This is a genomic window from Streptomyces sp. NPDC002018 (genome assembly GCF_042890865.1).
Classification (GTDB): domain Bacteria; phylum Actinomycetota; class Actinomycetes; order Streptomycetales; family Streptomycetaceae; genus Streptomyces.
In genome coordinates, this window is sequence record NZ_JBIASO010000028.1 from 1 (window position 1) to 14,421 (window position 14,421).

Consider the following 14,421-nt stretch of genomic DNA (forward strand, 5'->3'; position numbering starts at 1 on the left):
ACCCTCACCGCCCTCGCCCACGCCCTCACCACCCACATCAACCAACCACCCACCACCCCACCCACCACCTAACAACACACCAACACACCAACACAGACAGGCAGCCCGACAGGCCGACGTGGGTTCGGCTTCCGGCCTCGGTTTGGCAACAGCCCTGGCTTCCGCCTTTTCTTCCCTCTCTTCCGGCTGGGCCACCGCCACAGCCAACGGGCCTCGCCTCATCCATTCGGGTGAAACCTGACCCAGCTCATTGCCACAGCCACAAGCCCGATGGGCTACTGCGTGCAACTAATCAGCCGTGGTGGTCGACGCAAGGGCCGCGCCGAACTGGCTCTCCCCGTCGACCCGATGGACTCAGGGAGCGCCCCCATGCCGGTCCAACCGAACCAGGGATCGACCGGCGGGGGCGACGACGTCACCCTCACCGGCACCCACTTCACCGGGACCACCGACGTACGCTACGGACCCCGCCGGGCCACCAGCTTCACCGTTCTCAGCGACACCACCACCGCTACCGTCACCCCCTCCGGCAACGGCCCGGTCCCGGTCTCGGTCACCACTCCCGGGGGGACAGCGACCGTCGGCTCCTTCTACTACCTGCCGCCGCCCTCCTTCCGCCTCACCCCGCCCCCCGCGGGCCCCCTCGCCGGCGGCAACACCGTTACTCTCACCGGCCGCGGCCTCTCCACCACCAACGAAGTCCGCTTCGGGGCCCAGACCGCCGCGTTCACCGCCGACTCCGACGGCCAGCTCACCGTGACCGCCCCCGCAGCCGCCACAGCGGGTCCCGTCGCGGTCACCGTGCACACCCCGGGCGGAACCGCCGGCGGAGCCACCTACACCTACCTCGACCCGCCCTCCGTCACCGCCGTCACCCTCGACTCGGGCCCGGTCAACGGCGGCAATCTCGTCGTGATCACCGGAACCGCCCTCTCCTACACCACCGACGTCACCTTCGGCGGCACCCCCGTCACCTCCTACCGGATCGCGTCCGACACCGAGATCGACGCCCTCGTACCCGCCGGCGAACTCGGCACGACCGACCTCTCCGTCACCACCCTCGGCGGCACCACCACCGCCGCCGATGCCTACACCTACCTCGGGCTCTTCGCGGTACTGGCCGGACAATCAGTCACCAACACCGGACCCACCATCGTCACCGGCGACCTCGGAGTGAGCCCCGGAGCGTCCGTCGGCGGATTCCCGCCCGGCCAGGTCAACGGCGCCATTCACGCCGCCGACACCGAGGCCCTCGAGGCCCAGGCCGACCTCGTCGCCACATACGACCAGGCCGCCGCCCTGCCCCCCGACGCTGCCATCTCCGGAGACCTGGGCGGCCAGACCCTGACCCCCGGCGTCTACAACGCCACATCCCCCATCGGCCTCACCGGCACCCTCACCCTCGACGCCCAGGGCAACCGCAACGCCACCTGGACCTTCCAGATCCCCACAACCCTCACCACGGCAACCGCCGGAACCGTGCTCCTGACCAACGGCGCCACCGCCCGCAACATCCTCTGGCTGATCGGAACCTCCGCGACCCTCGGCTCCGACACCGCCCTGAGCGGCAGGATCCTCGCACTCACCTCGATCACCCTCAATGCCGGCGCCAGCGTCAGCGGCCAAACCCTCGCCCGCGACGGCTCCGTCACCCTCGACACCAGCACCATCACCCGCCCCTGGTAGCAGAACGCAACCGCCTTCGTGCCTGCTCTCGCGCCCTACACCGACACCGACACCAATCCCGACACCGATTCCGATGCCGACGCCGACGCCGACGCCGACGCCGACCGCCACGGCTCGCCCGCCGCCACGGGAACATGCGGGCACTCGCCCCTTCGGTGGTTGAGCAGTCGGCGTAGCAGAACCGCACCCCCGCCACCCCCGCATATCCTGTTCCCCGTGTCAGCCTCCCGCCTGCATCGTGTCGCCGTCCTTGTGCTCGAGGGTGCGAAGCCGCTCGATGTCGGCATTCCCGCGCAGGTGTTCACGACCCGCGCGAGCATGCCGTACGAGGTACGGGTGTGCGGCGCGGTGCCCGGTCTCGTGACCGGCGGTGACGGTCTGTCGTACCACGTCGCCCACGGCCTCGACACGCTCGCGTGGGCCGACATCGTCTTCATCCCCGGCTACCGGTTCCCGGACCGCGACGACCCGCCACAGGCCGTCGTTGACGCGCTGATCGCCGCCCACGATCGGGGCGCGCGGCTCGCCGCCATCTCGACGGGCGCCTTCGCACTCGCCGCCACGGGCCTGCTCGACGGCAAGCGCGCCACCACGCACTGGCATTACACAAGGGCGCTCGCGGCGAAGCATCCACGCGTTCAGGTCGACGAGAACGTTCTCTTCGTCGACGAGGGCAGCGTGCTGACCTCGGCCGGCGCCGCCTCGGGCATCGACCTGTGCCTGCACATTCTGCGCGGCGACCTCGGGGTGGCCGCGTCGAACCACGCGGCCAGGCGTCTGGTCGCGGCCCCCTACCGCAGCGGCGGTCAGGCGCAGTACGTGCCGCGCAGCGTGCCCGAACCGCTCGGTGAGCGGTTCGCCGCCACCCGCGAGTGGGCGCTGCACCGGCTCGGCGAGCCCCTCACCCTTGAGGTGCTCGCCCGGCACGCGGCGGTGTCGCCGCGCACCTTCTCACGGCGCTTCGTCGACGACACCGGGTACACACCGATGCAGTGGGTCATGCGCGCCCGCATCGACGTGGCCCGTGAGCTGCTCGAACGTTCCGAGCGGAGCGTCGAGCAGATCGCCGCCGACGTCGGTCTCGGAACCGGTACGAATCTGCGGCTGCACTTCCAGCGCATCCTCGGCACCACACCGAGCGAGTACCGCCGCACCTTCGCCCAGGGCGAGTAACGCCAGTAGCCCGCCCCGTGGCGTGATCCTTTCGAACCATGGCACTCACGCCGCTGCCACGGCCGGATGCCACGCGCGAACCTGGTGGAGAAACGGAAGGGACACCACTCATGACTCGCATCGCCATCAACGGATTCGGCCGCATCGGACGCAATGTGCTGCGCGCGCTGCTCGAACGCGACAGCGACCTCGAGGTCGTCGCCGTCAACGACCTCACGGAGCCCGCGACCCTGGCGCGGCTGCTCGCCTACGACACGACGGCCGGCCGGCTCGGTCGCCCGGTGACCGTCGACGGGGACGTCCTCGTCGTAGACGGCCGTCGCATCACGGTGCTCGCCGAGCGCGAACCGGCGAAGCTGCCGTGGGCCGCGCTCGGCGTCGAGATCGTGCTCGAGGCGACCGGCCGCTACACGGCGGCCACGGCCGCCCGCGCCCACCTCGACGCGGGCGCGAGGAAGGTGCTCGTCAGTGCGCCGTCGGACGGCGCCGATGTCACGCTCGCGTTCGGGGTCAACACCGACGCGTACGACCCGGCCGTGCACACGATCATCTCGAACGCCTCGTGCACGACCAACGCGCTCGCGCCGCTGGCCGTGGTGCTCGACGAACTGGCCGGCATCGAGCACGGCTTCATGACGACGGTGCACGCCTACACGCAGGAGCAGAATCTGCAGGACGGTCCGCACCGCGACGCCCGGCGCGCCCGCGCCGCCGCAGTCAACATCGTGCCGACCACGACGGGCGCCGCCAAGGCGATCGGCCTCGTACTGCCGAACCTCGACGGCAAGCTGTCGGGGGACTCGATCCGTGTGCCGGTGCCGGTGGGCTCGATCGTCGAACTCAACACAACCGTCGCCCGTGACGTGACGCGCGACGACGTGCTGGCGGCGTACCGTGCCGCCGCGGAGGGGCCGCTCGCCGGCGTCCTCGAGTATTCGGACGACCCGCTCGTGTCGTCCGACATCACGGGCAATCCGGCCTCGTCGATCTTCGACTCGGCCCTCACTCGCGTCGACGGCCGCCATGTCAAGGTGGTCGCCTGGTACGACAACGAGTGGGGCTTCTCGAACCGCGTGATCGACACGCTCGAACTCCTCGCCACCGCCTGACCGGACGCCGGGGCAGCCCCACCTGACGCCGGGGCGGCCCCACCTCCGGAGGCCGCCCCCTCTCGTCAGTCGCCGGAAAAGGGCTCGGCGTCGCACCCGTTCCCCGTACCGCTGACGGGTCCTGATCCAGCCATAGGACGGACACCGTCCCGATGGAACCGCGCTGGGGTACTGGTGCCCGAACAACCGCAGATACGACATCCTTCCGCGATCGCACTGGCCGAATCGGCACTGAGGGGCTGGCCTAGATTGTATACAACATTCAGTATGGGATTATGGCTACCCTCACGCGCTTCAACGCTCGTTACGCCCAGGTCGCCGCGCGCGCCGATGTGACCCGACCGTCCCCCGACGTGGCCCCGCCGTTCACCGTCCGGCATCTGGGCCCGAACTGGTACGCGGCAGTGATGGGGACGGCGATCGTCGCGAGCGCGGGGGCTTCCCTTCCCCAGCGGATCCCGGGACTGCGGACGGGCTGCACGGTGGTGTGGGCCCTGTCGGTGCTGATGCTCGCCGCCGTCCTGACCGCTCGTGCGGGGCACTGGGCGCGCCATCGCGACCAGGCGCGCGACCATCTCCTCGATCCGGCCGTCGCCCCCTTCTACGGATGCTTCCCCATGGCATTGCTGTCGGTCGGCGGCGCGACGCTCGTGGTGGGACGCGACGTGCTCGGGGAGCCGGCCGCCGTCGCCGTGGACGCGGTGCTGTTCGCCGCGGGAACGGCGATCGGGCTCGCGGTCACCGCGATGATCCTCTACCTGATGCTCGTCCAGCACCGGCTGGAACCTGCCGACGCGTCACCGGCCTGGATCCTGACGGTCATCCCGCTCATGGTCGCCTCGGCTGTGGGCCCCGCCCTTGTGCCGCACCTGCCGGCCGGCCAGGCCCGGGAGGCTCTGCTGCTGGGCTGCTACGCCATGTTCGGTCTGAGCCTGCTCGCCACACTCACACTGCTGCCGCTGATCTTCGGCCGACTCATGCTGCACGGGCTGCTCCCCGTCGCGCTGACACCGTTGCTCTTCATCGTGCTGGGCCCGCTGGGACAGTCGACCACAGCGGTCGGCCAGCTCGCGGACGTGGCGCCCACGGCGGTCGACGATTCCTCGGCACGCGCGCTGCGCGCCTTCGCCGTCGTCTACGGGGTGCCCGTCACGGGCTTCGCCCTGCTGTGGCTGACCCTTTCCATCCTCCTGGTGGCACGGGCGTTCCGGCACGGCATGCGCTTCTCGATGACCTGGTGGGCCTTCACCTTCCCGATCGGCACATGCGTGACGGCCGCGGAAGGGCTGGGCCGCCACACCGGTCTGGACGCGTTCCGATGGCTCGCAGCGGGCCTGTTCACCCTTCTCGTCCTGATCTGGGCGGTGACCTGGGCGGGCACACTGCGCGGGCTGATCAGTGGAGCCCTCCTCGCGGGCCCCGGACAGCCTCGCCACTTCTCCCGCCCACGGCGCTGATGGGTCAGGCGCGGCACAGATGTCAACCAGCTCGTCCAGCAGCGAGCACAGCGGCAAACCCCGTGGGCGGTGCGCCGCTACGGCTCGAACGCGGGGGCGAGGTGGTGCAATCCGCCGCTTCGCGGGAAGCGGCGTTGTGTCAGTACCGATCGGTGCTCTGCAGCAGGGGCGGGTATACGTGGCTCTTCTCGCCGTCGACCGTGGCGCCGGAGTACTTCAGCATGGCGCCGACTTGGCGGTTCAGGTCGTGGGGAAAGTTCAACGTCGGCGCTGACACCTCGTCCAGCGTGGCGGTCTGCCGCGCGGTGAGTTCGACGTCGAGGCCGGCGAGGTTGGACTCCAGGTGCTCCAGTGTGCGGGGACCGATAAGGGTGGAGCTCACACCGGGGCGGTTCCGCACCCAGGACAGGGCCACGGCCGCGGACGTCGAGCCGATCTCGTCGGCGACGGCCGCCAGCGCGTCGATCACCTTGAACTGTGCCTGGCTGGGTGCACCCAGTACCGCGGCACGCTTGGCATCGGCCGGAGTGGTCTGATCCCGCGTGTACTTTCCCGACAGGTAGCCGCTCTTGAGCGGGCTCCACGGCAGGACACCCATGCCGGCGTCCTGGGCTAGCGGGATCAGTTCGCCCTCGATGGTGCGCTCCAGAAGGGAGTACTCCATCTGCAGCGCGGTGATGGGAGTCCAGCCGCGCAGGAGGGCCATGGTGTGGGCCTTGGAGGTGAACCATGCCGGGGTGTCCGAGAAACCGACGTAGCGGATCTTCCCCGCGGTGACGAGATCGTCCAGCGTACGCAGGGTCTCTTCGACCGGTGTGGACCAGTCGTAGTTGTGCAGCCAGTACAGATCGATGGAGTCGGTGCGCAGGCGACGCAGGGACTCCTCCACCTGCCCGGTGATGGCCTTGCGTCCGGCGCCGCCGCCGTTGGGGTCGCCGAGATGCAGGTTGCCGAAGAACTTGGTGGCCAGCACGAGGCGGTCGCGCAGCCCGGGGCGAGCGGCGAAGAAGTCGCCGAGGATCGCTTCCGAGTGACCGTTGGTGTAGAAGTTGGCGGTGTCGATGAAGTTCCCGCCCCGGTCGAGGTAGGTCTGGAGGATCTTCTCGGACTCCTCGACGCTGCAACCCATTCCTCCGTCCTCGCCGAAATTCATCGCGCCGAGGCAGAAGGGACTCACTTTGAGGCCCGAGCGGCCGAGGCTGACGTACGAGTCGAGTGCCATGGATGTTCTCCCGTGCTCAGCGGTGCGGAATGACTCTTGAATCGAACCATTCGGGACGCAAGAGGCGTTAGAAGAATGCTCCTGATTGCTTGCACGATCCTGCCGTTGTGGAGCCGATCCATCGGGCGCTACCGTCCCTGACTGGAGCACGTCCCCTGCGTGGTCGGCGTAGCGGACCAGCGGAAACACCGGCCAGGTCCCCACGCCAACCAGGCCACGGACGACCGCGAACGCCTCGCCTTCACGGCCTGCATCTGGTGAACGGAATTCCGATCACCGGGAACTCTGGCACCCGCACCCGGATATAGCTCATTTCAACCCTCGGTCAACTTCCAGAATGCCCTCCCGGGAGGCCGGCGAGCGGGACTGGGGCATGTCCCTCAACTTCGTAGCCAGTGATCCACCACCGCCGGCAATCGCCGGGCGCGACACCCGGGAAAGGGTTCACACTGCCGCCATGGATGGATCTGCCTCCGATCCCACACCCACAGCCGTCGTGTCTTCAGTCGCTTCGAGTGAGTTGTCGGGCGCTTGCTGAGAACCCGCAGATCACGCCCCGGGGACATCCACCAGAGGTGATGGGGGCAACAGCGCAGGCTCGCGCGGGTGGCCGGTGTGGCCTCGACGACCGCCAGCGTGGGGGTCTCGTCGTCACCGAACGGCTCGCAGCGGGACTGGCAGTCGACCGCCCACGGATACGCGTTATCTTTACTGATGATTCCAGTATGGGTTACGTTCTGCCGCATATGACCGCCTTCCTTGGTCAGCAGATCTTCCTTTGATCTTTAACATACGTTCCACATACCCTAGCCCGTCAGCACCTGGAGGACAGAGACATGAAGAAGATCGGCGTAGGAATCATCGGAGGAAGCGCCCAGGGATGGGCCTCCCTCAGTCACGTTCCCGCGATCGCCGCGCTGCCGGAGTACGAACTGAGTGCGATCAGCACCACACGGCGTGAGAGCGCGGATGCCGCGGCCGAGAAATTCGGTGTGGAGGCCGCCTTCGACCGTCACCAGGACCTCCTCGCCCATCCCGGCGTCGACCTCGTGGTGGTGTCCGTGAAGGTGCCCCAGCATCACAAGCTGATCTCCGACGCTCTCGACGCGGGCAAGATGGTCTACAGCGAATGGCCGCTGGGCACCGATCTGGCCGAGGCCGCCGACCTGGCCCAGCGTGCCCGGGAGGCCGGGGTCCGGACCGTCGTCGGGCTTCAGGGACGGTACGCCCCCGAGGTCCGGCACGCGCGCGATCTGATCGAGGACGGCTATGTCGGTACGGTCCTCGGAACGACACTGATCGGTTCCGGCCATGTCTGGGGCGGCGAGGTCGACACCCATCGCAACGCGTACCGATTCGACGACGCGAATGGCGCCACGCCGCTGGCCTCCGCCACCCTGCACGCCCTTGACCCGGTCTTCCATACCCTCGGTGAGTTGACCGGTGTGGGCGCCAACCTGGTCACCGCCCGCAAGCAGGTGCGCGTCGACGAGGACGGCAGTGTGCTTCCGGTGACCTCGGCGGACCAGGTCGCTGTCATCGGCACGCTGGCCGGTGGCGCGGCGCTCTCCGCCTTCTACCGTGGCGGCGCCTCCCGGGGCCTCAACTACCGCTGGGAGATCAACGGAACCGAAGGCGACCTCGTCCTGTCGGCGCCCTGGGGCAATATGCAGGTGGCGGACCTCACGCTGGAAGGCGCCCGAGGCGACGCGACCGCGGTCCGGAAGATCGAGGTGCCCGCGGCGTACACCGCGGACCTGCCGCACCCGCTGACCGGTACGGCGCGCAATGTGGCACAGCTCTACGTCGATCTGGCCCGGGACCTGCGCGACGGGACGCACACCGTCCCCGACTTCGAGCACGCCGTCACCCGGCACCGGCTCATCGACGCCGTCCAGCGCGCCTCCCGCACCGGCGAAACCCAGAGTCTCGCCCATACCTCATGACGCCACGTCGCTGACTCCCGCTGTCGGGCCGGCGGAGAGCCCGTCCGACAGGGGTACGGGTGCCCCCGACGAACAGCGTGCGCGGCACACCATGCGCCGTGCCCCTCCGGCAGGGGTGCCGGAGGGGCAACTGACCTCGGCCGACGGTCGGTCGAGCTGTCCCCCACCGCCAGGTGTGTCGGCTACTTGCCGCTCAGGAAGAGGTAGTCGGCCTTGTAGGGGACCGATGCCTTGGGCTGCTTCGCCGGATCGCATGTTCCGGCCGGAGCCACGCCGCCGACGGTGTTCAGCCGCAGTACGAAGCGCGTCGAGGAGAATTCACCGCCGGACGTGCCGATCTGGTTGGCCTTCAGCACCAGCTCGGGAATGTTCCCCTCTCCGTTCGGAATCTTGTGGAGGACCTTGCCGGTGACGCCGGACTGGTCGGGGGCAATCCACTGGGGCGGGCCGGTCGGACCCGACTTCTGGAAGGTGTGGGCGATGTTGCCGTCGAGGGTGGCCTCCACGTTGTCCTGGGTGAACTTCCAGTCCCCGCCCGGCTGCTCGGTGCAGGCGTAGATCTGCGAGCCGGTGACGACGGAGTGCACGGAGTTGCCCTTGAGTGCGTCGATGAGGTTCACCGGCAGCGGCAGACTGTGCACCTGCGCCCTCACGGCGCCCCCGGGGAACTCGGCGGTGTGCAGGTTGAAGTAGAACGCACCGGGGTCGGCCTTGAGGCTCTTGAGCAGTTCGGCGTCGCTCACCTTGACCGTGCCGTAGACGGAGTTCTTGCCGTCCGGAAGCTTCTTCGTGAAGAAGGGGATCTTGACATCGCCGTTGGTGCCGGCCCCGCCCTGGTGGATGTGTCCGGCGGTGGGCGTGCCGATGCCCTTCCAGGTGAAGGCGAAGGAGACTTCGTCGCCCTGGATGCGCATCAGGGCCAGGGCGTGTCCGTCCTTGTCCCCGACCGCGGGACCGCCGGCCGCCGGAACCTCGTTGGCGCCGTTGAGCACGGAGGAGAAGAAGACCGCGTCGCCGCGGTTGACGGGGTCGTACGTGCCGACCGCGTCGACCGACGGCTCGTCGGAGTGGCCGTGGGAGGCCGACACCTCGGCCGAGGGGCCGGCCGCACCCGCGGGGCCGGTGTCGTCACCGTCGCACGCGGTCAGGAACGTCACTCCCGCGACCACGGCGATGGCGGCGGTCATCCTGAGGTGCTTCTTCATCATGTCGTTCTCCCGTAGAGGACGTTCCGGCGTGTCCGGAGCCGTCAGCAGGGGGTACGAGGCCGCCGCCGCGCCCTCCTCAGCCGGTTACCGCTCCGGGACACAACGCCGACAACACTCCGACAACCCCGACAAGATCGAGACCGAAGACCAGGTCAGAAGGGGGGTGCGCCGGGCTCCGCCGTCTCACGCCGCCGTCTCACGCCGCCGTCTCACGCCGCCGTCCCACCCGCTCGCCGACGCGTGCCGAAAAGATGACCGGGCGGGACATGACCGGGTCGAACTGGTCACGTCCCGCCCAGAAGCACGCTGCTGCCCGTCGCCCCATCTATCGGGCGGCACCGGAAAGGATGGGGCGTGTGCTGCCGTCCTGTGGGCAGGTCCAGGAGGCCACGCCGTCCACCACCTTGGCCACGGCCGGATGGTTGTGGCCCGGACAGGGCGGCACCGGGGCGCCGCCGGTCTGCTCCAGCACACTGTCCTGCAACTGCTCAGCCAGCAGAGCCACGGCTTGGGCATCGGTCATGGACTCCTCCAGAAGCACGGTGGTGGAGGAACCGTCGTCGAACGCGAGTACGACGACGACCGAGCCGGGATGACGAGCGGAGGGCGGCTCGACGGGCCCTTCGTCGCCGTGGATTTCCAGTCGGGAACTGAACGCGGTGTCGCCAGCGGGTACGTCGGGCTCACGATCGGCGTCTGACACCCTCACGTCCAGCGTGTGGCCGACGGGATCACCGAGCTGCCGCAGAATGTCTTCCGCCCAGTTCAGGGCCGAGGTGGTGGTCAGTTTCATCGCGCCACTTCGTTACTTCTTCGCCTTGACGTCCGACGCCCAGGTGATGGAGCCGGTGCCGGTCCTCCCGCCGATGTTGACCCGGAAGGTCATATAGTCCTGGAACTGCACACGATCGGCGTGCTTGACGGGCTTGAGAGTGCCATGGAAATGGTAGCTCTTTCCGACCACGTGCCCCGCGTTCTTCGGTTTCCTCTTACCGTTGCTCCACCACGAGACGCCCCTCTCGTTGACGTTTCCGGTAATGAAGGACTTCACCCGCGTGGAGATCTTGTAACCCCAGTTGATGGTGCCGTACTTGCAGTTGAAGCGAGCGTGCAGTGTGCCGTTCCCGTCGCTCCAGCTCGGGTTCTTGTCGCAGCGCAGGGTCGCGGGTCCCTTCTTCCTCCCCGCTGGTCCCGCCGGCTGCCGGGCGCCGGGCCCGGCGGTCTGCGCTGCCTCCCGGCCCCTCACCGGTGCGCCGACAATCGCGGCGATCCGCTCGCGCTCCGCGCGGCTCAGCTTCAGCGGAGCGCCATGGGAACGCTCGTCCAGAATCACCCGCAGGGTCGTTTCCGACGCGCCCGTGACCGTGGTCGAGACGAATGTCCTGTCGCCAACCGGAGTTGTCACGGGCGTGGCTGGGTGCGTACGGCCCACGGAAGCGTTGTCCGTCGCGGGCTCCGCGTGCGTTGCTCCAGCGCCTGATGCCATCACCACCAGCGCGAGAAAGCCGGATGTCACAGCGTTCTTCCACAAAAGACGCATTGCCTTGGTCTCCTCCACTCGCTACCGCAACGGGCCGGACGTCATGCCCCACAGCCGCCCGCCGACCCCGGGCTTATGTGCCGGCTGATATCGGCGGCCACACCGTGCAAACCGAAGAACCGAAAAGCGGCTTTCGGTAATGTCCGGGACCGGTCTGTCGCATCGAATGCGAGAATCTCGTACCGCAAGCGGGTTGGGACCGTCTTCCCAGCTCAATCACCTGATGGAGTGATGTCCGGCCGAACACAGGGGCCTGTCCGGGGAGGGTTTGCGGCCGGAGCACGCCACCGCGGTTCTACGGTCACCTCCGTGACCGAGTCAGCGAAACCGGGTAGCCGCTGAGAGTCGGCGAGAGTCGGCGCCGCGTAGCTTCGGCCGCGTGGCCGACAAGGGTTTCCGGCATCCACGACTCGCCGCGATCTATGGCCCGCTCGATCCTGATCGCAGCGATCTGGACGCGTACGTCCGCATGGTGGATGAGTTCGGAGCGCGTCGGGTCCTGGACATCGGCTGTGGGACAGGCGTGTTCGCGCTCCTGCCGGCTGATCGTGGGATCGAGGTCGTGGGTGTCGATCCCGCCGAGGCGTCCCTCGATGCGGCCCGGGGCAAGCCGGGCGGCGAGCGGGTGCGGAGGTGGGGTGGAGGACGTACGCGGTGCTCCCGACCGTCCGGGCCGGGAGTTCGTCTTCCTCGCACGCCGTCCACCGGGCCATGGAGATCCTCGGTGATGCCCACGCTCCGTCACGGTCTGGGCTGCGCTCCGCGCAGCGTGGCGGGTCCGGGTGCCCCCGGCCGGCGTGGGCTGTGGGATCAGCGGCTCCTTGGTGGTCGGTCCGCGGCGGGACCGGCCGGGGGCGAGGAGCCGGCCCCGGCGGGCTGCCGTTCGGCGTTCGGGTGGAGCGGATCGATGGAGCGAAGGCTCCCGTTCGCCCTGGTGACGAGTGCGCCGCCGGCCCGCATCGGGGCCGTTCTCTCCGACGAGCCGAAGGCACTGGTGCCTATGGCGGAGGTCTGCCACCGCTTGCGGCCCGTCCCCAGATCCAGGGCGACCAACCGCCCGCTGTAGCTCGACAGATAGACCGCGCCCTCCCGCTCGGAGGCGGTCGGCGGTCCCAGCAGGTCCACGGCCGTGTCCGCACTCCACAACTGCCGGCCACTGGTGGTGTCGACCGCCGTGACGCGGCCGGTGCCCTGGACGAAGAAGAGGCGGTCTCCGGCCAACGCCGTGGCGCCGACCGGCTGTTCGGGCAGCTTCACCGTCCGTCGGCTGCCCGTCCGGACGTCGACGCGCAGCAGGGAACGGAACCGTTCGGCCGGTGCGTCCCGGGCGGTGGAGACCAGTATGAGCAGATCGCTGCCGTCGGTCCCGATCGCCGTGGTGTTCCCCTTCACATGGATGATCTTCTTCGGGGTTCCGTTCCTCGGGTCCAGGCGGAGGAATGTGGTCCCCTCCTGCGGAGTGGCGGAGCACGCGGCGTACGGCGCGTCGTCGAACACCAGGGGGTAGCAGATCAGCCCGCCGTCGGGCCAGGGCGTCGACCACAGCTCGACGCCGGTGGCGGCGTCGCGTCCGACGAGCGAACCGTCCTCCATGCCGTCGCTGGAGAACACCGCGCGGCCGAAGAACGCCACCCTTCCGGTGAAGACCGCCCGTCTCGTCCAGAGGTTCTTCCCGGTCTCCGCGTCCAGGACGATGAGGTCCTCCCTCTGGGACCCGTCCCAGGAGGCGGGCCCGCGCAGCAGAACGCGCCCTGCCCGCGCCTCGATACCGGTGGACTCCCCCGGGCCCGTCGACGGGACACGCCAGTCGACATGCCCGGACGCGGCGTCGATCCGCGCCGCGTGGAAAGCGCCCCCGTTGCAGTAGACGGCGAGTTCGTACGCGCGGCAGTCCGTGAAGGCATCGGGCTCACCCTTCGCATCGGACAGGGCCAGTTCCCAGGGACGCCAGCCCTTGGGCAGCGCGGCCTCCCGCACCGGGGAGGGCCCGTCGGCGCCCGTCGTGGGTGCGGCCGGCGGACGATCGGCCGCGGTCCTCCCGGTGTCCGTGGTGTCGGCGAGCATCAGCGCGCCCGCCCCGAGACCGACCACGCTGACCGCGGCCACCAGGGCGACCGAGGCCCTGCCGCGCAGCGGCCGTAACCACTCGGAACCCGAAGCCGGCCCGGCCGCGGGACCCGGGACCTCACCGTCGGCCCACAGGTCATCCTCGGACAGCTCGCCCAGCATCCGGGCGAGTTCCTCCAGACCCGGCCGGCCCGACGGATCCTTGTCCAGGCACCGTTCGACGACCTCGCGCAGCGACGGGGCCACGCGGTCGAGGGTGGGCTCCTCGTGCACCACCCGGTACATCGTCAGATAGGGGCTCTCGGCGTCGAAGGGACCGTGGCCGGTGGCCGCGTACACCAGCAGCGCGCCGAGCGAGAAGATGTCCGAGGCCGCGGTCACCTCCCGCGGACGGCTGAGCGCCTCCGGCGACATGAACGGCGGTGTGCCCATGATGTGCCCGGTGAAGGTGAGCGACTCGCGGTCGACCGCCCGCGAGATGCCGAAGTCGATGACCCGGGGCCCGTCCTGCGCCATCAGCACGTTCGCCGGTTTGAGATCACGGTGCACCACGTCCACCCGGTGAATGTCGCCCAGGGCCTCCACCAGTCCCCGGGCCAGCCGCAGTACCTCCACCGCCGGCAGCGGCCCTCGTTCGTCCACCCGGTCCGACAGTGTGGGAGCGGGCACGTAGAGCGTGGCCATCCATGGCAGCCCGGCATCGGGGTCCGCGTCCACCACCGACGCGGTGAACGCGCCGCTGACCCGTCTGACCGCCGCCACCTCCTGCCGGAAGCGGGTCCTGAACTCCTCGTTCTGGGCGAACTGCGCGTGCACGACCTTGACCGCCACCTGTCTGCCGGACGCGGAGCGCGCCAGATAGACCACCCCCATGCCACCGGACCCGAGCCGGTCCAGAAGCTGGTAGCCGCCGATCGAATCAGGATCCACCGCGCTCAGCGGCACCCGCTCACGCCCTTCCGCCCCTACGCCGTCCTCACCACGCAAAAACCACACCCCCGGCGGAGTCCGTC

General features: G+C 69.2%; 10 protein-coding genes and 1 pseudogene. 6 read left to right on the forward strand and 5 right to left on the reverse strand.

Annotated features, from left to right (window positions below; genetic code table 11):
* Positions 1–369 precede the first annotated feature (369 nt).
* The 4 genes from ACFYYH_RS31375 to ACFYYH_RS31390 all read left to right on the forward strand — a co-directional run bounded on the left by ACFYYH_RS31375 (position 370) and on the right by ACFYYH_RS31390 (position 5,425).
* On the forward strand, positions 370–1,686 hold the full coding sequence (locus ACFYYH_RS31375) for an ice-binding family protein (protein WP_388558252.1): 1,317 nt from the start codon (positions 370–372) through the stop codon (positions 1,684–1,686).
* Between the two features lie 216 nt (positions 1,687–1,902).
* Positions 1,903–2,859, forward strand: coding sequence for a GlxA family transcriptional regulator (locus ACFYYH_RS31380; RefSeq protein WP_388558255.1), 957 nt, complete (start codon positions 1,903–1,905; stop codon positions 2,857–2,859).
* 110 nt (positions 2,860–2,969) lie between these two features.
* Entirely contained in the window at positions 2,970–3,968 is a 999-nt protein-coding gene (gap, locus tag ACFYYH_RS31385) for a type I glyceraldehyde-3-phosphate dehydrogenase (protein WP_388558382.1), read from the forward strand.
* A gap of 275 nt (positions 3,969–4,243) precedes the next feature.
* The gene (locus tag ACFYYH_RS31390; RefSeq protein ID WP_388558258.1) at positions 4,244–5,425 is read left to right on the forward strand and encodes a TDT family transporter; all 1,182 of its coding nucleotides are present in this window, start codon (positions 4,244–4,246) and stop codon (positions 5,423–5,425) included.
* A gap of 139 nt (positions 5,426–5,564) precedes the next feature.
* Here the strand turns inward: ACFYYH_RS31390 and ACFYYH_RS31395 are convergent, their stop codons facing one another.
* Positions 5,565–6,647, reverse strand: coding sequence for an aldo/keto reductase (locus tag ACFYYH_RS31395; protein WP_388558261.1), 1,083 nt, complete (start codon positions 6,645–6,647; stop codon positions 5,565–5,567).
* Between the two features lie 836 nt (positions 6,648–7,483).
* Here ACFYYH_RS31395 and ACFYYH_RS31400 point away from each other — a divergent pair.
* Positions 7,484–8,593 (forward strand): Gfo/Idh/MocA family protein, encoded by a 1,110-nt coding sequence (locus tag ACFYYH_RS31400; RefSeq protein WP_388558264.1) that lies wholly within the window; start codon positions 7,484–7,486, stop codon positions 8,591–8,593.
* 182 nt (positions 8,594–8,775) lie between these two features.
* On the opposite strand, the gene ACFYYH_RS31405 is transcribed toward ACFYYH_RS31400, so the two are convergent.
* The 3 genes from ACFYYH_RS31405 to ACFYYH_RS31415 all read right to left on the reverse strand — a co-directional run bounded on the left by ACFYYH_RS31405 (position 8,776) and on the right by ACFYYH_RS31415 (position 11,206).
* Positions 8,776–9,801 (reverse strand): CHRD domain-containing protein, encoded by a 1,026-nt coding sequence (locus ACFYYH_RS31405; RefSeq protein ID WP_388558267.1) that lies wholly within the window; start codon positions 9,799–9,801, stop codon positions 8,776–8,778.
* 325 nt (positions 9,802–10,126) lie between these two features.
* A complete protein-coding gene (locus ACFYYH_RS31410) occupies positions 10,127–10,594 on the reverse strand; it encodes a hypothetical protein (RefSeq protein WP_388558270.1) in 468 nt (155 codons plus the stop codon).
* Between the two features lie 12 nt (positions 10,595–10,606).
* The gene (locus ACFYYH_RS31415) at positions 10,607–11,206 is read right to left on the reverse strand and encodes a hypothetical protein (protein WP_388558272.1); all 600 of its coding nucleotides are present in this window, start codon (positions 11,204–11,206) and stop codon (positions 10,607–10,609) included.
* A 514-nt stretch (positions 11,207–11,720) separates the two neighbouring features.
* Between ACFYYH_RS31415 and ACFYYH_RS31420 the strand changes: the two are divergent.
* Positions 11,721–11,993: pseudogene (locus ACFYYH_RS31420) on the forward strand (class I SAM-dependent methyltransferase); the annotation flags it as partial.
* A 158-nt stretch (positions 11,994–12,151) separates the two neighbouring features.
* On the opposite strand, the gene ACFYYH_RS31425 reads toward ACFYYH_RS31420, so the two are convergent.
* Positions 12,152–14,338, reverse strand: a complete 2,187-nt coding sequence (locus tag ACFYYH_RS31425) for a protein kinase (protein WP_388558385.1) — start codon at positions 14,336–14,338, stop codon at positions 12,152–12,154.
* Positions 14,339–14,421 lie beyond the last annotated feature (83 nt).